General features: G+C 66.7%; 17 protein-coding genes. 8 read left to right on the plus strand and 9 right to left on the minus strand.

What is annotated here, in order from left to right:
- Positions 1 to 5: 5 nt before the first annotated feature.
- The 4 genes from cobW to H7X47_RS18755 form a co-directional block, all read right to left on the minus strand.
- Entirely contained in the window at positions 6 to 1,055 is a 1,050-nt protein-coding gene (gene cobW, locus H7X47_RS18740) for a cobalamin biosynthesis protein CobW (RefSeq protein WP_193370259.1), read from the minus strand.
- A 163-nt stretch (positions 1,056 to 1,218) separates the two neighbouring features.
- Positions 1,219 to 2,619: an NAD(P)(+) transhydrogenase (Re/Si-specific) subunit beta gene (locus H7X47_RS18745; protein ID WP_193370260.1), complete on the minus strand. Its 1,401-nt coding sequence runs from the start codon at positions 2,617 to 2,619 to the stop codon at positions 1,219 to 1,221.
- A gap of 15 nt (positions 2,620 to 2,634) precedes the next feature.
- The gene (locus tag H7X47_RS18750; protein WP_193370261.1) at positions 2,635 to 3,045 is read right to left on the minus strand and encodes an NAD(P) transhydrogenase subunit alpha part 2; all 411 of its coding nucleotides are present in this window, start codon (positions 3,043 to 3,045) and stop codon (positions 2,635 to 2,637) included.
- A 5-nt stretch (positions 3,046 to 3,050) separates the two neighbouring features.
- A complete protein-coding gene (locus H7X47_RS18755) occupies positions 3,051 to 4,268 on the minus strand; it encodes a Re/Si-specific NAD(P)(+) transhydrogenase subunit alpha (RefSeq protein WP_193370262.1) in 1,218 nt (405 codons plus the stop codon).
- Positions 4,269 to 4,601: 333 nt separating this feature from the next.
- On the opposite strand from H7X47_RS18755, the gene H7X47_RS18760 reads away from it, so the two are divergent.
- Positions 4,602 to 5,507: a sulfotransferase family protein gene (locus H7X47_RS18760; RefSeq protein WP_193370263.1), complete on the plus strand. Its 906-nt coding sequence runs from the start codon at positions 4,602 to 4,604 to the stop codon at positions 5,505 to 5,507.
- On the plus strand, positions 5,504 to 6,130 hold the full coding sequence (locus tag H7X47_RS18765; protein ID WP_193370264.1) for a 3'-5' exonuclease family protein: 627 nt from the start codon (positions 5,504 to 5,506) through the stop codon (positions 6,128 to 6,130). Before H7X47_RS18760 ends, H7X47_RS18765 begins: the two co-directional genes overlap by 4 nt.
- Here H7X47_RS18765 and H7X47_RS18770 read toward each other — a convergent pair.
- Together H7X47_RS18770 and H7X47_RS26565 are read right to left on the minus strand one after the other, a co-directional pair.
- Positions 6,108 to 6,383, minus strand: a complete 276-nt coding sequence (locus H7X47_RS18770) for a hypothetical protein (RefSeq protein WP_193370265.1) — start codon at positions 6,381 to 6,383, stop codon at positions 6,108 to 6,110. The genes H7X47_RS18765 and H7X47_RS18770 overlap by 23 nt on opposite strands.
- A 156-nt stretch (positions 6,384 to 6,539) precedes the next feature.
- A complete protein-coding gene (locus H7X47_RS26565) occupies positions 6,540 to 6,689 on the minus strand; it encodes a response regulator transcription factor (protein WP_193370266.1) in 150 nt (49 codons plus the stop codon).
- Between H7X47_RS26565 and H7X47_RS18780 the strand changes: the two genes are divergently transcribed.
- The 3 genes from H7X47_RS18780 to H7X47_RS18790 all read left to right on the plus strand — a co-directional run bounded on the left by H7X47_RS18780 (position 6,673) and on the right by H7X47_RS18790 (position 9,326).
- On the plus strand, positions 6,673 to 6,996 hold the full coding sequence (locus tag H7X47_RS18780) for a hypothetical protein (protein ID WP_193370267.1): 324 nt from the start codon (positions 6,673 to 6,675) through the stop codon (positions 6,994 to 6,996). The two genes, H7X47_RS26565 and H7X47_RS18780, sit on opposite strands and share 17 nt — an antisense overlap.
- Before the next feature lie 200 nt (positions 6,997 to 7,196).
- Positions 7,197 to 8,717, plus strand: coding sequence for a pyridoxal-phosphate dependent enzyme (locus H7X47_RS26465; RefSeq protein ID WP_193370268.1), 1,521 nt, complete (start codon positions 7,197 to 7,199; stop codon positions 8,715 to 8,717).
- Between the two features lie 78 nt (positions 8,718 to 8,795).
- Positions 8,796 to 9,326 carry a hypothetical protein gene (locus H7X47_RS18790; protein WP_193370269.1) on the plus strand — a complete coding sequence of 177 codons (531 nt, stop codon included), beginning with the start codon at positions 8,796 to 8,798 and terminating at the stop codon, positions 9,324 to 9,326.
- 10 nt (positions 9,327 to 9,336) lie between these two features.
- Here H7X47_RS18790 and H7X47_RS18795 read toward each other — a convergent pair whose 3' ends face one another.
- From H7X47_RS18795 to H7X47_RS18805, 3 genes are all read right to left on the minus strand, one after another.
- Positions 9,337 to 10,770 (minus strand): ABC1 kinase family protein, encoded by a 1,434-nt coding sequence (locus H7X47_RS18795; protein WP_193370270.1) that lies wholly within the window; start codon positions 10,768 to 10,770, stop codon positions 9,337 to 9,339.
- A gap of 50 nt (positions 10,771 to 10,820) precedes the next feature.
- The gene (locus H7X47_RS18800) at positions 10,821 to 12,710 is read right to left on the minus strand and encodes a PHA/PHB synthase family protein (RefSeq protein ID WP_193370271.1); all 1,890 of its coding nucleotides are present in this window, start codon (positions 12,708 to 12,710) and stop codon (positions 10,821 to 10,823) included.
- A gap of 150 nt (positions 12,711 to 12,860) precedes the next feature.
- Complete coding sequence (locus H7X47_RS18805; RefSeq protein WP_193370272.1) at positions 12,861 to 14,651, minus strand: M3 family oligoendopeptidase; 1,791 nt, start codon at positions 14,649 to 14,651, stop codon at positions 12,861 to 12,863.
- Positions 14,652 to 14,884: 233 nt separating this feature from the next.
- On the opposite strand from H7X47_RS18805, the gene H7X47_RS18810 reads away from it, so the two are divergent.
- The 3 genes from H7X47_RS18810 to H7X47_RS18820 all read left to right on the plus strand — a co-directional run bounded on the left by H7X47_RS18810 (position 14,885) and on the right by H7X47_RS18820 (position 17,711).
- On the plus strand, positions 14,885 to 16,669 hold the full coding sequence (locus H7X47_RS18810; protein ID WP_193370273.1) for an AMP-dependent synthetase/ligase: 1,785 nt from the start codon (positions 14,885 to 14,887) through the stop codon (positions 16,667 to 16,669).
- A gap of 150 nt (positions 16,670 to 16,819) precedes the next feature.
- Positions 16,820 to 17,338 (plus strand): acyloxyacyl hydrolase, encoded by a 519-nt coding sequence (locus H7X47_RS18815; RefSeq protein WP_193370274.1) that lies wholly within the window; start codon positions 16,820 to 16,822, stop codon positions 17,336 to 17,338.
- A gap of 148 nt (positions 17,339 to 17,486) precedes the next feature.
- Positions 17,487 to 17,711 carry a hypothetical protein gene (locus H7X47_RS18820; protein WP_193370275.1) on the plus strand — a complete coding sequence of 75 codons (225 nt, stop codon included), beginning with the start codon at positions 17,487 to 17,489 and terminating at the stop codon, positions 17,709 to 17,711.
- Positions 17,712 to 17,747 lie beyond the last annotated feature (36 nt).

Consider the following 17,747-nt stretch of genomic DNA (forward strand, 5'->3'; position numbering starts at 1 on the left):
GCTTCCTAGCCGGCGACGGCCGCGCGGATCGCCGCCTCGTCCAGGCCGGTCTCGCCGATGAAGACGAGGCGCGTGGCGCGGGCCTCCTCGGGGCGCCAGTCACGGTCGTAGTAGTGCTGCAGGCGTTCTCCCACGCCCTGCACCACCAGGCGCATGGCCTTGCCGGTGACGGCGGCGAAGCCCTTCACCCGCAGCACGCCGTGGGCGGCGATGACCGGGCGCAGGCGCTCCAGCAGCGCGTCGGGATGCTCCGTCTCGCCCAGTTCGACGGAGAAGGAGGTAAAGTCGTCGTGGTCGTGCTCACCAGCCGCATCGTGGTGCGACCAGCGGCTGTCCAGGTCGTCCTCCGCCGCCGCGTCGAGGCCCAGCAGCACCGCGACGTCGATGGCGCCGTGGCTGGCGCGCAGGGTCTTCACCGCCGGGCGCAGGTGGCGGGCGATAGTGGCCTCCACCTCCGCCAGCAGGGCCTCGTCCAGCAGGTCGGCCTTGTTGATGACGACCATGTCGGCGCAGGCGAGCTGCTCCTCGAAGAGCTCCTCCAGCGGCGTGTCGTGGTCGAGGGTCTCGTCGGCTTCGCGCTGGGCGGCCACGGCCTCGGGATCGCCGGCGAAGAGGCCATCGGCCACGGCGGGACCGTCGATCACCGTGATCACCCCGTCGACCGTGGTGCGGGTGCGCACCTCCGGCCAGGCGAAGGCTTTGACCAGCGGCTTGGGCAGGGCCAGGCCGGAGGTCTCGATGACGATGTGGTCGGGCGGCTCCGGGCGGTCCAGCAGGGCCTGGATGGTGGGCAGGAAGTCGTCGGCCACGGTGCAGCAGATGCAGCCGTTGGCCAGTTCCACGACGTCGTCCTCACCGCAATCCTCGATGCCGCAGCCCTTCAGGATCTCGCCGTCGACCCCTAAGTCCCCGAACTCGTTGATCACCAGGGCGATACGCCGGCCCTTGGCGTTCTGCAGCAGGTGGCGGATGGCGCTGGTCTTGCCGGCGCCGAGGAAGCCGGTGATCACGGTTGCGGGGATCTTTCCCGCAGAAACTCTGGGGTTTTCTGACATGGCCTGCCTGTTTTCGAGCTTTGCCCGGAGGGTGAACCGGAAGCGGCCCCGGATCAAGTCCGGAGCCGCTCCTTCAGGGTCGATTTTGAGGCTGGAGGCCGCGGCCGGGCTGTCCCGGCAGCGACGGTTTCCGGCTTACAGCCGGATACCCAGTCCTGTTTCCCTAGTCCTGTTCCAGGGCCTTCACGATGTCTTCGCACATCTTCTTGGCGTCGCCGAACAGCATCATGGTGTTGTCGCGGAAGAACAGCTCGTTCTGCACGCCCGCGTAGCCGCTGGCCATGGAGCGCTTGACGAAGAGCACCTGCCCGGACTTATCGACGTCCAAGATCGGCATGCCGTAGATCGGCGAGGTCGGATCGGTCTTGGCCGCCGGGTTGGTGATGTCGTTGGCGCCGATGACGAAGGCCACGTCGGTGCCGGCGAAATCACGGTTGATCTCGTCCATCTCGAAGACCTCGTCGTAAGGCACGTTGGCCTCGGCCAGCAGCACGTTCATGTGCCCCGGCATGCGCCCGGCCACCGGGTGGATGGCGTAGCGCACGTCGACGCCCTTGGCCTTCAAGAGGTCGGCCATCTCGCGCAGGGCGTGCTGGGCCTGGGCGACGGCCATGCCGTAGCCCGGGATGATGATCACCTTCTCGGCATTGCCCATCAGGAAGGCCGCGTCGTCGGCGGCGCCCGACTTCACCTGGCGGTCGTCGTCGCCGGCCCCGGCAGCCGCCCCGGCGGTCTCGCCGCCGAAGCCGCCCAGGATGACATTGAAGATCGAGCGGTTCATCCCCTTGCACATGATGTAGCTGAGGATGGCGCCCGAGGAACCGACCAGCGCGCCGGTGATGATCAGCAGGTTGTTGTGCAGCGTGAAGCCGATGCCGCAGGCCGCCCAGCCGGAGTAGGAGTTCAGCATCGACACCACGACCGGCATGTCGGCGCCGCCGATCGGCAGGATCAGCAGGAAGCCGAGCACCAGGGCCACAATGACGATGAGCCAGAAAACCGCCGGCGACTGGCCGATGCAGAGCCAGACGATGAGCACCACCAGCAGAATACCGAGGCCGGCGTTCAGCGGATGCTGCAAGGGGAAGACCAGCGGCTTGCCGCTCAGCAGGGCCTGGAGCTTGGCGAAAGCGACCAGCGAGCCGGTGAAGGTGATGGCGCCGATGGCCACGCCGAGCGACATCTCGATGAGGCTGGCCACCTTGATGTCGCCGGGCACGCCGATGCCGTAGGCCTCCGGCCGGAAGAAGGCCGCCGCCGCCACGAAGACCGCGGCGAGACCGACCAGGGAGTGGAAGGCCGCCACCAGCTGCGGCAGGGCCGTCATCTGGATCTTCAGGGCGATGACCGTGCCGATGGCGCCGCCGATGAGGATGCCGGCGACGATCAGCGAATAGCTGACCACCCCCGGCAGGGCCAGGGTGGTGAGGATGGCAATGGTCATGCCGACCATGCCGTAGATGTTGCCCATGCGGCTGGTCGTCGGGTGCGACAGGCCGCGCAACGCCAGGATGAAGCAGACAGAGGCGACGAGATACAGCAGCGCTGCGAGATCAGCGTTCATGATTGTCCAGCCCCCTTATTTCTTCTTCTTGAACATGGACAGCATGCGCTGGGTGACGATGAAGCCGCCGAAGATGTTCACCGAGGCCAGGATCACAGCCAGGAAGCCCATGACCTCGCTGAAGCCGAACTCCGCCGGACCGGCGGCGATCAGGGCGCCGACGATGATCACCGAGGAGATGGCGTTGGTCACCGCCATGAGCGGCGAGTGCAGCGCCGGGGTGACCCGCCAGACCACGTGGTAACCGACGAAGACCGCCAGCACGAAGACGGTCAGGCCCACCACCAGGGTGCCGGAGCCTTGACCGGCGGTGCTTTCCGCCGTGATGCGGCCGGCCTCGACCGCCAGGGACGCCACCTCGTCGGCAAGGTCGCGCGCCTGGTTGGCAACCTCTGCGGCGTGTTCAGAGAAGGTTTGGTTGGCCATGGACGTCAGCCTCCCTGTCCGTCGCTAGAGTCATCGGATTTTTCCTCTTCGGCTGCCGGCTCGGCGGGAGCCTCCTCCTTGGGAGTCTCTATTTCGCCACCGAGAGCAGGATGCACGAGCTTGCCGTCGCGGATGACGCAGGTCTCGGCGACGATCTGGTCCTCCCAGTTCACCGCCAGCTTCTTCTCTTCCTTGTCGACCAGCAGCTCGATGAAGTTGTAGATGTTGCGGGCATAGAGCGCCGAAGCGTCGGCGGCCAGGCGGCTCGGCACGTTGACGTAGCCGACAATTTTCACGCCATTGTGGTCCACGACCTTGCCGGGCTCAGACAGTTCGCAGTTGCCGCCGGTCTCCACCGCCAGGTCGACGATCACCGACCCGGGCTTCATCGATTCCACCATCTCCTTGGAGATCAGCTTCGGCGCCGGGCGGCCCGGGATCAGCGCGGTGGTGATGACGATGTCCATCTTGGCAATGGTCTCGGCGGTCAGCGCGGCCTGCTTCTTCTTGTACTCGTCGCTCATTTCCTTGGCGTAGCCGCCGGCGGTCTCGGCCTGCTTGAACTCTTCGTCCTCGACCGCGACGAACTTGCCGCCCAGGCTCTCCACCTGCTCCTTGGCCGCCGGGCGCACGTCGGTCGCCGAGACGATGGCGCCCAGGCGCTTGGCGGTGGCGATGGCCTGCAGGCCGGCGACGCCGGCGCCCATGACCAGGGCCCTGGCCCGCGGCACGGTGCCGGGCGGCGGCATCCTCTGCGGGAAGGCCGAGCCGTAGACCGCCGCGGCGTCCAGCACCGCCTTGTAGCCGGCCAGGTTCGACTGCGAGGACAGCACGTCCATGGACTGGGCGCGGGTGATGCGCGGGATCAGGTCCATGGCGAAGCTGGTGACGCCGGCCTCCTGCAGCGGCTTCAACTCGTCGCCGGCGCGGAAGGGATCCATGATGGAGATGACCAGGGTACCGGATTTCAGGCCCTTGGTCTCCTCGGGCAGCGGCCGGCGCACCTTGGCGACCACGTCGGCCGAGCCGAAGGCGACGGTGGCGTCGGCGGCGATGGTCGCGCCGGCCTTCTCGTATGCCTCGTCGGGAATGGCCGCGCCCAGCCCGGCGCCCTTCTCGACAGCGACCTCGAAGCCCAGGTTGATGAGCTTCTTCACTGTCTCAGGCGACGCCGCGACGCGTGACTCGTCCGGGCGCTGTTCCTTGGGAATAGCGATCTTCATACCTGGATTGTCCCCTTGTGTGCCCCGAAATGTGCCCGATTATACCCAAAATGCCGCCCGAGAGGCCCTCGGACCGCCAAGAACTAGTACGAAGTCCCCCCTAGTCAAAGCAATCGGTACTTTGATCTAAGGCGGCCCATGTTAATGACGGCCAGAACGGCTTGATTCAACCTTATTTTGCTTGTGGGCGACCAATCAGACCGGTTAGGCGACCTCTTGACGCAGTGGCGGACTGACGGCCAGACCGGAGCGGCCCGGCGGGCGGTGGACAACCGGCGGTCCGGCCGATAAGAGGAACAGCGAATAGTCCACCAGAGGGTGAGGACCGGCGACGTGAAACTGCTGTCAGGGGCCGAGGAGCTCCAGAACCTGCTGGAGGGTATCGGCACCTTCATCGTGACGGGGGTCACCAAGTCCGGCACCACCTGGCTGCAGCGCATGCTGGACAGCCACCCGGAAATCGCCTGCGGCGGCGAGAGCAAGCTGAATGTCTTCCTGACTCAGCTGGGCCCGGCGATGCGCGCCTACAACGAGGCGCTGACCAAGACCAACGCCAAGATCTACAAGGAGGAGGCGGTCTACCAACCCCTCACCCAGGCCCAGGCGCGGGCCGTCATGCAGTACCTCTTCCTCGACCGCCTGGGCGCCCTGCGCGCCGCGGCCGAGGCCGCGGGCAAGCTGGGCGCCCTGAAGTGGATCGGCGACAAGGACCCGGACTACAAGCGCGAGCTGGTCGCCTGGCGGGCCATCCTGCCGGAGATGCGCATGGTTTCCACCACCCGTGACGGGCGTGACTGCTACGTCTCCCTCTGGTTCCACCTCTACCCGGAGCGCGAGCCCCTGGCCGCGGAGAACCGCGACGACTTCCTGGGGCGCATCCAGGGCCACGCCGCTACCTGGCGCGATACCATGGCGAAGTTCCGGAAGGACGCGGCCGACTTCCCGGGCCGCCACTTCGCCGTGCGCTACGAGAGCCTGCTGGAAGATGCGCAAGGGGAGATGACCCGGCTCTTCGAATGGTTCGGCTGCGACGCTTCCGAAGCCACCGTGGCCGACGTGGTCGCGCGCAACGCCTTCACCGTCGCCTCCGGCGGGCGCCGGCCCGGCGAGGCCGACCCCAAGAGCTTCCTGCGCAAGGGCATCGCCGGCGACTGGAAGAACCACTTCGACGAGGAGTGCAACAGGCTCTACTGCGAGGTCGCGGGCGAGGCCCTCGCCGCCGCCGGCTACGAAGTATGAGATATCCGCTGCCCAACCCCGTCTACGTCGTCACCGACATCGAGGTGAACGGGCCGACGCCGGGCGAGCATTCAATGCTGGCCTTCGCCTCCGTCGCCGTAGATGCGGGTGGCGGCGAGATCGACACCTTTGAAGCGGTGCTGGAAACCCTGCCCGACGCGGGGGAGAACGCCACCACGATGGATTGGTTCAAGAGCTTCCCGGAAGCCTGGGCCGCCGCGACGACGAACCCCCAGCCGCCGCAGACCGTGATGGAAGACTACGTCGACTGGCTGCGGGGCCTGCCGGGTCAGCCAATCTTCGCCGCCCACCCCCTGGCCTTCGACGGCGCCTGGATCGACCACTACCTGCGACGCTTCCAGGGGATCCGCATGCTGAAAGGCCCCTGGGAAGGCGAACCGCTGTTCTACACCGCCGGGCTCTGCCTGCAGGCCTTCGCCGCCGGGCGCAGCGGGCGAGAGTTCAGCGCCTGCTTCACCGGCGGCTATCCGCCGGAATGGCTGGGCCACGTACCGCACAGCCACTTCGCCATCGACGACGCTCGCGGCTACGCCAACCTGCTGCGCACCTTGCTGCAGATGAATGCACCGGACGAGACCGTCACGTCATCGAATAGAAGATGAAGCCGCTGGCGACGTCTTCTTCGTCGTCAGCGAGGGGACGCGTTTCTTCGATCGCGAGCGACCCGAGTTCGAGAAAGCATCTGTCGATCTTCTGCGAGACCCGCAGTTCGGTCTCGAAGTCGAAGAGGGCCAGCTTCCCGGCAGTCGCCAGGTCATCGGCCACCGAGGTGCGCACGATGTAGAAGCCCACGCGTTCGGGCTGATCGCCGGCCTCGGGTCCCGGCACCAGAAAGTCGTCACCTCTGAGGATCACGCGGAATCGCCTTGCGGTCCGCGTTTCTCGCTCGATGGGAAAAACCAGAGACATCGGGCAGAGTCCGCCGCTTCAATCGCTTGCGATGCGACAGTCTCGCAAACCTGGGTTAAATCTTAGATAACAATACGAGAATTATGGAAAAGCCGGCTGCGCCTAGCTCCGTGATCCCACATAGAGCATTGCCTCGGCGCACGACTTAACCCCCAGTTTCCTGAAGAGGTTGGAGGCGTGGTTGCGCACCGTAGGTTCGGAGAGGTTCAGTGCAGCGGCGACCTCCCGGTTGGACTTGGCGGCACAGATCATTTCCAGGATCTCCCGCTCGCGCCGGGACAGCGCCGCGAGGTTGGGCCGGCGCGCGGCCGGTGAAGTCCAGCACCGCCTCCTTGAAGCGCGCCCAGGCTGGTTCCTGCTTCAGGACGATGTGGTTGCGCGGGTCCAGCTCGACGAACTCCGCATCCGGCATTTCGCTGGCATTCTCGCGGCCTACCGCTGGCAGTACATCCTCTCCGGCGCACAGCACCGGCCCTTCCTGCGCATCCTCGGCAATCTCGTCAACGAGCAACAGGCCCAGCGCATCAACCAGGCGCTGCAGCCGCTCATGGCCGCCTGAACCTCTGCGCAGCCAACGCCGGGCCGCGGTACGTCAAGCGTGCCGCGGCCTTGGCGCAGCTTGTTTCTTTTGTGCCGCCGCAGCGCCGAAAAACTGTTTCAATTGAAACCTTGCCAGCCGCCGCGGGACGTCGCCTGATAGCGCTCTGTCGGCCTGCCGCCGCTGCGGCGCCTCTGACCCGAAGAAGGACCAAGTCGCCAATGAAATACGAAAGCATCCTGGAGACCGTGGGCGGCACGCCGGCTGTGCGCATCAACAAGCTGGCGCCCGAGGGCGTGAACCTCTACGCCAAGCTGGAAGCCTTCAACCCCATGGGCTCGGTAAAGGACCGCCTGGCCCTGGGCGTGATCGAGGACGCCGAACGCAGCGGTGCCCTGAAGCCCGGCCAGACGGTGGTCGAGGCGACCAGCGGCAACACCGGCATCGGCCTGGCCATGGTCTGCGCCGAGAAGGGCTATCCCCTGGTCATCGTCATGGCCGAGAACTTCAGCGTCGAGCGCCGCAAGCTGATGCGCTTCCTCGGCGCCAAGGTGGTGCTGACCCCCGCGGCGGAAAAAGGCACCGGCATGCTGAACAAGGCGGTCGAGCTTTCCGAGAAGCACGGCTGGTTCCTCTGCCGCCAGTTCGAGAACGAGGCCAACGCCGACTTCCACTCGCGCACCACGGCGCGCGAGATCCTTGAGGACTTCGCCGAGACGCCGCTCGACTACTGGGTCACCGGCTCGGGCACCGGCGGCACCCTGAAGGGCGTCTCGCGCGTGCTGAAGGCGGAGAGCCCGAATACACAGATCATCGTCTGCGAACCGGACAACGTGCCGATCCTGGGCAGCGGCATCCCCATGCCGGAAACGCCGGGCGAGAGCCACCCCCTGTTCCGTCCGCACCTCATGCAGGGCTGGACGCCGGACTTCATCCCGCGCCTGACCGGTGACGCCCTGGCCGAGCACCACGTCGACCGCATCGTCCCGGTCGGCGGCGAGGTCTCGCTGCGCCTGGCGCGCGAGCTGGCGCTGAAGGAAGGCATCCTCTGCGGCATCACCGGCGGCGCCACCCTGGCCGGCGCCCTGCAGATCGCCAAGGAAGCGCCGCAAGGCAGCACCATCCTCTGCATGCTGCCGGACACCGGCGAGCGCTACCTGAGCACGGTCCTCTTCGAGCACATCTCCGTCGACATGACGGCCGAGGAGATCGAGATCTCCAAGTCGACGCCGACGGCCCGCTTCGACCAGCCCTCCGCCCCGCCGGCCGCCAAGCCCGAAGAGGCGAAGCCGGCCGCCGCCGCGGCAACGGACGACGCCGAGGCCGAGGCCTACCTGGCCGAGGTCCTGGGCGACAAGGACAAGCCGGTGGTCATGTTTGCCCTGGAATGGTGCGAGTTCTGCTGGTCGGTGCGGCGCTTCTTCGCGCGTCTCGGCATCGACTACCGCTCGGTCGACCTCGATTCGGTGGCGCTGCAGGAGAACAACATGGGCGGACGCATCCGCGCCGCGGTGAGCGCCCGGACCGGCATCCGCACCATCCCGCAGATCTTCGTCGGCGGCACCCTGGTCGGCGGCTGCACGGAGGTCTTCGACGCCTACAAGTCAGGCGAACTGCAGAAGCTGCTGGACGAAAGCGGGGCCGCCTACGACAGGAAGGCCCAGCTCGACCCCTACGGCTTCTTCCCGGCCTGGCTACAGTCCCGCCAGGCCGTGGCGCAGAGCGACGAAGCGGCGGAGTAAGCGCCACGCCCGCGCAGGCTGGCCAGCGACGCAATTTGAGGTATCATCTCCCGGCTGCAATTCAATCGGGTGAGAACCATGCTCCGTATACTTCTGCTTGCCTGCTTTATGGCTCTTCACCCCCTGGGCGCGCGGGCCGAGTCCGCAAGCGATTGCCACGGGGAGGCCTGGCGGAAGATCGAAGCGGGAATGAGAGAAGATAGTGATCTCAATCAGACAGTCGGCTTCCTAAGAGGCAAAGGCCTAAGCTTCGACTCCGTTGAACTCGTGGATCACGCCTACGAGCCGCGCGTGAAGGCGTACATAGCGGATGGCATCGATCCGGGATGTGCAATTTACGTCTCTGAGTGGCTGCCTTTGAAGGAAAGCGAGATAAAGTGCTTTCCCTTTGCGACAAGGACTCATGAGTTCATTTCGATCGACTTCGACGCCAACAACGATTTCATAGGCCTTACGTGCTCGAGTGCGATCGTGAAGATGTCCTGCAAAGACGCAAAAGCGCTGGGCGAACCAGGTAGCCGTTGGCCACCTGAGCCCTCGGATAAGCATAAAGGCCCCTTCGGATTGCCGCCCCACACCGAATGCGCTGCCCTTCAGATCACGAACTAGAAAGCGCCTGCTAACTCGGCAGCGGCAGGTCGCGGGCTTTCAGCACCTTCTTCTGGCGCTTTTCCAGCTGCTTGACGTCGAAGTCGCGGATCAGGTCGTGGAACATCTGGTGCCAGTTGATCTCGGCGTCCAGGTGCATGAAGACCGAGCCGAGGCCGACAGCGGCGCGGTCCATGAGCACGAACTCGCGCGGCGGCTTCACGCCGCCCAGGCGGCGCAGTTCCCTGTGCACCTCGCCGGCTACCTTGGCGCCGTAGAGGCTGCCCTGCTCGCCCATGATCTTCTGCGGCTTGTCCTCCAGCAGCGGGGCGTAGAGAAACGCCGCCCAGAGATTGAGCGCCGCCAGCAGGTCCTTTGACAGGTCGGTGAAGCCCCAGGTGCGGTAGGCCTCCACCGCAAGCTCCGGGTCGTCGCGCTCCAGCGCGAAGTAAAGGTCGATGACGCCCTTGACGAACTTCGGCGGGAAGACGCGGATGCAGCCGAAGTCCAGCAGGTTCACCGTGCCGTCCTCGCGGATGGTGTAGTTGCCCAGGTGCGGGTCGCCGTGGATGATGCCGAAGAAATAGAACGGCACGTACCAGCAGCGGAACATGTTCATGGCGACGGCGTTGCGCTGCTCCACCGAGACCTCGCCCTTCACGAAGTCGAGCAGCGGGCGGCCTTCCAGCCAGGTCATGGTCAGCAGGCGCTTGGTCGAGAGCTCCGGCAGCAGGTCGGCCACGTGCACGCCCTTCTCGTCGCGCAGCATGTCCTGGTAGAGCTGCATGTGGCGGCCTTCGCGCTCGTAGTCCAGCTCCTCGCGCAGGCGCTCCGACAGCTCGTGGTAGATGTTCGAGGGGTCGATGGCGCGGTCATAGCGCCGGTAGATGCCGAAGAGGATCTTCAGCTGCTGCAGGTCGGCCTCCACGGCCGAGAGCATGTCCGGGTACTGCAGCTTGCAGGCCAGGAGACGGCCGTCCAGGGCGACGGCGCGGTGCACCTGCCCCAGGGAGGCCGCGGCCGCGGCCTCGCGCTCGAAAGACGTGAACTTCTTCTCCCAGTCCGCGCCCAGCTCGCTGCGCATGCGCCGCTTGACGAAGGGCCAGCCCATGGAGGGCGCGTTGGACTGCAACTGGCGCAGCTCCTCGGCGTATTCGCGCGGCAGGGCGTCGGGGATGGTGGCGAGAATCTGCGCCGCCTTCATCAGCGGTCCCTTGAGGCCGCCCAGCGCCGCCTTCAGCTCCGAGGAATGCTTGCCGCGGTCGAGACCCATCCCGAGATAGCGGGCGCCCACCACCTGGGCGGCGAGGCCGCCGACGGAGCTGCCGACCTTGGCGTAGCGACGCACCCGGCCGGAAAGGCGCGAGTCCTCCGCGCCGAAGTCCTCGCCGGCCTCACCGTCCGTCTCGGGGCTGTCGGCCTCGGTTTCTTCGATGTCCTGCTCTTGGCTTTCGTGCTTGGGCATGCCCTAGAAGGTGGGCGCGCCGGCCCCGGAAGTCCAGGGCCCTCAGCGTGTCAGGGCTGCAGCACGTAGCGGCCGGGGGCGGCCTCCAGCGCCGGATAGCCGGCCTCGGCCTTGCCCATCTGCGGCGGATCGACCGGCGCTCCCGAGTTTTTCGCCAGCCAGGCCTGCCACTCCGGCCACCAGGAGCCCTTGTGCACCGGCGCCGACTCGCGCCAGCGGTCGGGGTCGATGTAGCCCTCGTGGTCGCGCAGCCGGGCGGTCTGGTAGATGCGGCGCGGATGGCCCGGCGGGGTCACGATGCCGGCGTTGTGGCCGCCGCTGGTCAGCAGGAAGGTCACCTCGGTGTCGGTCAGCAGCACGATCTTGTAGACCGAGCGCCAGGGGGCGACGTGATCCTTGGCGGTGCCGACCGCGAAGATCGGCTGGCGGATATCTGTCAGAGCCACCGGCCGCCCTTCCACCTCGAAGCGGCCCTCGGCCAGATCGTTGTTGAGGAAGAGGCGGCGCAGGTATTCCGAATGCATCCGGTAGGGCATGCGCGTTGCATCGGCGTTCCAGGCCATGAGGTCGGTCTGGTTGCTGCGCCGGCCCAGGTAATAGTCGTGGATCAGGCGCGACCAGATGAGGTCGTTGGAGCGCAAGAGCTGGAAGGCGCCGGCCATCTGCGTGGTGTCCAGATAGCCCTGCGACCACATGATGTCTTCCAGGTAGGTGAGCTGGCTCTCGTCGATGAAGAGCATCAGCTCGCCGGCCTCGGTGAAGTCGGTCTGCGCGGCCAGCAGGGTCACTGTCTTCAGGCGGTCGTCCTTGTCGCGCGCCATGGCCGCCGCGGCGATGGACAGCAGCGTGCCGCCCAGGCAGTAGCCCGCGGCGTGGACCTTGTGGTCGGGCACGATGGCGCCAACCGCGTCGAGCGCCGCCATGACGCCCAGGCGCCGGTAGTCGTCCATGTCCAGGTCGCGGTCCTCGGCGCCGGGGTTCTTCCAGGAGATCGCGAAGACCGTGTGGCCCTGGGAGACCAGGAAGCGGATCAGCGAATTCTCCGGCGAGAGATCGAGGATGTAGTATTTCATGATCCAGGCCGGGACAATCAGCACCGGCTCCGGATGCACCTGCCCGCTCTGCGGACTGTACTGAATCAGCTCGATCAGCTCGTTGCGGTAGACGACCCGCCCCGGCGTCACCGCCAGCTCCTTGCCAGGACGGAAGTTCTCCGTGCCCGCCGGGCCGCGCCCGGTGAGGCGCCGTTCCATGTCCTCCAGGGCGTTCAGCCAGCCCTGGTAGAGGTTGGCGCCGCCCTGCTCCAGGGTCTCGCGCAGCAGCAGCGGGTTGGTCGGCACATAGTTGGAGGGCGAGAAGACGTCCAGCAGCTGGCGCGTGGCGAAGGACACCACCGCCTCGTGGTGCTTGGAGACGCCGCGCACGCCGGTGGTGGCCTGCTGCCACCACTTCTGGGTCAGCAGGAAGCCCTGGGCGATCATGTCGAAGGGCGGCTGGCACCAGGCTTCGTCCTGGAAGCGCTTGTCGCCGTGCTCCGGCTGGATGCAGGGCTCGCAGGCCTGGCCGCTGGCCGTCCGCGCCGCGCTCAGGGCCAGACGCACCATTTCGGACCAGGCCTCCTGCATGAGCTGCGCCTGCTTGCCGGGCGCCCCGGCCAAGTGCATCCACCAGTCGGTGTAGGCCAGGCCGAGGGCCGCCGGCGAGATCCCCGCCGTCATCCGGGCCAGGCCCGCGTGCAGCATGCGGTCCAGGGCGTCGCCGCCCAGCACGCCGGGCAGCGGCGGCGGGCTGGGCGCCACCTCGACGCCGGTCTGGTGCCCGGCCACGTCCGGCAGGCGCGCGAGATCCGGCGCTTCGGTCGGCGTATCCGGCACACAAGGCCCCGGCAGGGCCTTGCCGCCCTCGGCGGCCAGTTTCAGGGAAGGTTTCTTCGCCGCCATGGCGGCCTCCTAAGCACAGAAAGCAGGATGCCCGATAGTCGGCTCCGGGCCTAGTTTAGGGACAGTAGATGGCAATACTGCGACCGGCTCCTTGAGCCAGATCACTTCAACCGAGCACCGGCTCCGTTCGCACACGAACGGGTCGCCGGCCTAGTCCATCGCTTCCAGTTCGCCGATGAAGCGCTCGACGAGCTGCAGGCCCCGCGCCCAGAAGGCCGGATCGGAAGCATCGAGCCCGAAGGGGGCCAGCAGTTCCTTGTGGCGCTTGCTGCCGCCGGCGCGCAGCATGTCCAGGTACTTCTCCGCGAAGCCCGCCGCAGCGCCCTCGTAGACCGCATAGAGCGAGTTCACCAGGCAGTCGCCGAAGGCATAGGCGTAGACGTAGAACGGCACGTGGATGAAGTGCGGGATGTAGGCCCAGTAGTTGCGATAGTCGTCGTCGAAGGCGATGGCCGGGCCGAGGCTCGACTTCTGTGTCTCCAGCCAGATCTCCCCCAGGCGCTCGGGCAGCAGTTCGCCGGAGCGGCGCTCGTCGTGCACCCGGGTTTCGAACTCGTGCATGGCGATCTGCCGCACCACGGTGTTGAGCATGTCCTCCACCTTGGAGGCCAGCATGACCTTGCGCAGCTTGGGGTCGGTCTCGGCCCTCAGCATGGACTGGAAGGTCAGCATCTCGCCGAAGACCGAGGCGGTCTCGGCCAGGGTCAGCGGCGTGTCCGCCATCAGGTGACCCTGCGGGCCGGCCAGCACCTGGTGGACGCCGTGGCCCAGCTCGTGGGCCAGGGTCATGACGTCGCGCGCGCGGCCCTGGTAGTTCAGCAGCAGATAGGGATGCGCCGAGGGCACCGTGGGGTGGGCGAAGGCGCCCGGCGCCTTGCCCGGGCGCACGGGGGCGTCGATCCACGACTTCTCGAAGAACTGCTTGCCGATGGCCGCCAGGGCCGGCGAGAAGTCGTTGTAGGCGTCCAGCACCAGGCGCTGCGCATCCTGCCAGGGGATGATCCGGTCGTCGTCGTCGGGCAGCGGCGCGTTGCGGTCCCAGTAGGGCAGCGTGTCGCCGCCGAACCACTTGGCCTTCAGCGCGTAGTAGCGGTGCGAGAGCCGCGGATAGGCCTCGTGGACCGAGCCGACCAGGGCGTCGACCACTTCGTCCTCGACGAAGTTCGCCAGGTTGCGCGAGGACACCGGGCGCGGGAATTTGCGCCACTTGTCCTCGATCTCCTTGTCCTTGGACAGGGTGTTGGTGATCAGCGCGAAGACGCGGGCGTTGTCGCCGAGCACCTTGCCCAGGGACTTCGCCGCTTCGCGCCGCGCCGCCGGCTCGCGTTCGGTCAGCCGGTTGAGGATCTCGGCGGAGGTGAGCTGCTCGTCCTGAAAGGGAAAGCGCAGGCCAGCCATGGTCTCGTCGAAGAGACGCGTCCAAGCGGCGCGCCCGGCCACGTACTTCTCGTGCAGCAGGCGCTCCATCTCGTCGGAGAGTTGGTGCGGGCGCATGGCGCGCAGGTCGCGCAGCCAGGGCGCATAGCGGCCCAGTTCCGGCGACCTCAACTTCTCCTTCAGCTCCGCCTCGTCGATGCGGTTCAGTTCCAGGGTGAAGAAAACCAGCTCGGTGGATACCGCCGTGCAGCGCTCCTGCATCGACTGGAAGAATCGCCCGATCTTGGGATCGCTCATGTCGCCGGAGTAGACCAGCTGCGCGAAGCTCATGACCCGGCCCAGGGTTTCCTGGATCGCCTCGTAGTCGGCAATGGCTGCGCCCAGCGCGGCCCCGTCCAGACCGGCCAGCTTGCCGGCGTGGCGCGCGTGGAAAGCCTTGGCCTGCTCGGCGGCGTTCTCCAGATCGGCCTGAAGCGCCGGGGAGTCGAGGTCGGCGTAGAGGTCCGCCAGGTTCCAGGCGGGCAACTCGCCCAGGTTTTCGTCGGTCACGGATTTCAGGTTCAAGAACGCACCTTCAGGTCTGCTCGCTGGGCTGTCGGCCGGTCCAACATTCGCAGGAAAAGGTTAAGATGCGGGCCAGACCGTCTTGACCCTCTGCGATATAGGCCGCAAATACTGGATCGCCAAGAGCAAAGCCGCGCCGCCCGGGGCATATCGCCGCGACATCGAGACGCAGTAATCGGCGGTTCCGGACCAGAATCCCGCTCAGGGAATCCGGAACCACAAGGGGAGAAGTTATGGATTTTGAGGCCTGCCGTTCGCTGACCACGGTGTTTTTCGACCAGGCAGCGAAGCGGCGTGACGCGCCTTTTCTCTGGCACAAAGAAGACGGCCGCTTCCGCCCGCAGAGCTGGGGCGAGATCGCCGAGCAGGTGGGCGCCCTGTCGCGCGGCCTGCGCGCGCTGGGCCTGCAGCCGGGCGACCGGGTGGTCCTGGTGGCCGAGAACCGCCCGGAATGGCTGATCGCCGACCTGGCCATCATGGCCGCCGGCGCGATCACGGTGCCGGCCTATACCACCTCCCTGGCGAGCGACCACCGCCACGTGCTGACCGACAGCGGCGCCGTCGGCGCCATCGTCTCGACCCGCGCGCTGGCCGAGCGGCTGCTGCCCGCGGTACTGGACGCGGCGAACTGCAAGTGGGTGGTGGGCATGGAAGACCTGCGCCGCGCCCAGGCCGGGGCCGTGCCGCTGCACCTCTGGGAAGAACTGCTGGCCCAGGGCCGCGAGCAGCCCGACGACGTGGCCGAGGTGGCCGGGCGCGCCGAGCGCGGCGACACCGCCTGCATCATCTACACCTCCGGCACCGGCGGGGTGCCGCGCGGCGTGATGCTCAGCCACGGCGCCATCCTCTGCAATTGCATGGGGGCCTACAAGGTGCTGGAGCGCCTGGGCCTGGGGCGCGAAGTCTTCCTGTCGTTCCTGCCGCTGTCGCACTCCTACGAGCACACCGCCGGACAGTTCTTCCCCATCACCATCGGCGCCGAGATCTACTACGCCGAGGGCATCGAGCATCTGCAGAAGAACCTGGCCGAAGCACGGCCCACCATCATGACCGCCGTGCCGCGCCTCTACGAGACGATGCATCTGCGCATGCGCCGTCGGATCGACAAGGAAGGCGGCCTCAGCGCCAAGCTGTTCTACAAGGCTGTCGAGCTGGGCCAGAAACGCTATCTCGACCCCAAGAGCCTGACCCTGTGGGAACGCCTGCAGGACCTGGCGCTGGAGCGCCTGGTGCGCGACAAGGTCCGCAAGCGCTTCGGCGGGCGCATCAAGGCCATCGTCTCCGGCGGCGCCGCCTTGAACTACGACATCGGCCTGTTCTTCACCGCCCTCGGCCTGCCGATCCTGCAGGGCTACGGGCAGACCGAGACAGCGCCGGTGGTCTCCGTCAATACGCCCTGGAACGTGAAGCTGGAGACCGTCGGCCCGCCCTTCGAGGGCGTTGAGGTGAGGATCGCCGAGGACGGCGAGATCCTGGTGCGCGGCGAGCTGGTGATGACCGGCTACTGGAACGACGAGGATGCCACCTATCAGGCGCTGCAGGACGGCTGGCTGCACACGGGCGACATCGGCGAGTTCGACGAGGACGGCTACCTGAAGATCACCGACCGCAAGAAGGACATCATCGTCTTTTCCGGCGGCGACAACGTCTCGCCGGCCCGGGTCGAGGGATTCCTCACCCTGCAGCGCGAGATCCAGCAGGCCATGGTCTTCGGGGACAAGCACCCCCACCTGGTGGCGCTGCTGGTGCCCGACGAGGAGTTCACGGCCCAGTGGTGCCGCAGCAACGGCAAGAAGCGGGACCCCCACGCCCTGCGGGAGGACCCGGACTTCCGCGCCGCCCTATCGGAAGTGGTAGACCGGGTGAACGCCTCCCTCTCCTCCCTGGAAAAGGTGCGCCGATTCGCGGTGCTCGCCGAGCCCTTCTCGGTGGAGAACGGCATGATGACGCCGACCATGAAAATCCGCCGCCACAAGATCAACGACGCCTATGGCGAGGTGTTGGAGAGCCTGTATTAGCGCCTGGTAAATAGCGCGCTGCGCGGACGAGCCCCGGCATAGGCCCGCCAAAGTTGCCGCCGTCACCGATGTGAACCTTGCCCTCAAGGGCGTTTTCGGCGAGAATCGCGCGAGTTTAGGTCATTTCTGGTTCGGGGGAATCCTAAGGTGATGAAACGCTTGGCGCTCTTGAGTGCGCTGCTTTGCGCTGTTCTGTTGACCACCAGTGAACGCGCGGCGGCACAGGTCGCCCTCAACGAGACGCCCGCAGTGATCAGCGGCGGCGTCGGCTGGTACGACATCGTCCAGCAGGACGACCAGGCGGTGGATTTCCGCCTGGAGTACCGCCACGGCGAGGATTTCCTCTGGCTGAAGCCCTGGGGCGGCATCGAAGCGACATCGGACGGCAGCGTCTGGGGCGGCATCGGCGTGCTGATGGACATCACCTTCTTCGACACCGTGGTGCTGACCGGCAGCATCGCGCCCGGCCTCTACGAGGACGGCGACGGCAAGGACCTGGGCAGCGTCTTCGAGATCCGCAGCCAGGTGGAGCTCGGCTACCAGTTCGAGAACCAGTCACGCCTCGCCGTCTCCTTCAGCCACACCTCCAACGCCAGCGTCGCCGACGACAACCCGGGCGTCGAGGTGCTGAACCTCTACTACCACCTGCCGCTGGACGTGCTGTTCTAGACTCCTTGAAGTCGCCCGCCGGGGCGATTACCTGGAACCCGCAGAAAAGGCGGTTTCGAGCAGCCAAATCCGGCTGAATCCGTGGGACCTGCGGTTGTGTGGCCCTTCACACCCTGGGAGTCCCCCCGGCCCGCCGGGAGATCGATAGATGTTCAAAGTCTTGATTCTGGTGTGTTCCACAGCCCTGGCGCCGTCCGAGTGCCAGGTCGACAGCGCCGTCAGCGTCATCAACGGCCCTGAAGCCCCGGACGCACGGCTCTGTGGCCTCAACGGCCAGGCCTATCTCGCCGGCACCGCCCTCGCCGCCAGGCACGAAGACGAGTACGTCAAGGTCAAGTGCTCCCGCACGGCGATCGGCAAGACCGTCGGCTGACCGGCGCCGCCCTGCTGCCTCCAAGCAAAATCAGCC

The sequence above is a fragment of the Pelagibius marinus genome, assembly GCF_014925385.1.
Taxonomy (GTDB): domain Bacteria; phylum Pseudomonadota; class Alphaproteobacteria; order Kiloniellales; family Kiloniellaceae; genus Pelagibius; species Pelagibius marinus.

Bases quoted from the DNA above. Each gene is read 5' to 3' on its own strand.
- H7X47_RS18755 (WP_193370262.1), bottom strand. From the start codon at position 4,268: ATGAAGATCGCTATTCCCAAGGAACAGCGCCCGGACGAGTCACGCGTC.
- H7X47_RS18815 (WP_193370274.1), top strand. From the start codon at position 16,820: ATGAAACGCTTGGCGCTCTTGAGTGCGCTGCTTTGCGCTGTTCTGTTG.
- H7X47_RS26465 (WP_193370268.1), top strand. From the start codon at position 7,197: ATGAAATACGAAAGCATCCTGGAGACCGTGGGCGGCACGCCGGCTGTG.
- H7X47_RS18795 (WP_193370270.1), bottom strand. From the start codon at position 10,770: ATGCCCAAGCACGAAAGCCAAGAGCAGGACATCGAAGAAACCGAGGCC.
- H7X47_RS18765 (WP_193370264.1), top strand. From the start codon at position 5,504: ATGAGATATCCGCTGCCCAACCCCGTCTACGTCGTCACCGACATCGAG.
- cobW (WP_193370259.1), bottom strand. From the start codon at position 1,055: ATGTCAGAAAACCCCAGAGTTTCTGCGGGAAAGATCCCCGCAACCGTG.
- H7X47_RS18810 (WP_193370273.1), top strand. From the start codon at position 14,885: ATGGATTTTGAGGCCTGCCGTTCGCTGACCACGGTGTTTTTCGACCAG.
- H7X47_RS18745 (WP_193370260.1), bottom strand. From the start codon at position 2,619: ATGAACGCTGATCTCGCAGCGCTGCTGTATCTCGTCGCCTCTGTCTGC.
- H7X47_RS18820 (WP_193370275.1), top strand. From the start codon at position 17,487: ATGTTCAAAGTCTTGATTCTGGTGTGTTCCACAGCCCTGGCGCCGTCC.
- H7X47_RS26565 (WP_193370266.1), bottom strand. From the start codon at position 6,689: ATGATCTGTGCCGCCAAGTCCAACCGGGAGGTCGCCGCTGCACTGAAC.
- H7X47_RS18800 (WP_193370271.1), bottom strand. From the start codon at position 12,710: ATGGCGGCGAAGAAACCTTCCCTGAAACTGGCCGCCGAGGGCGGCAAG.
- H7X47_RS18750 (WP_193370261.1), bottom strand. From the start codon at position 3,045: ATGGCCAACCAAACCTTCTCTGAACACGCCGCAGAGGTTGCCAACCAG.
- H7X47_RS18790 (WP_193370269.1), top strand. From the start codon at position 8,796: ATGCTCCGTATACTTCTGCTTGCCTGCTTTATGGCTCTTCACCCCCTG.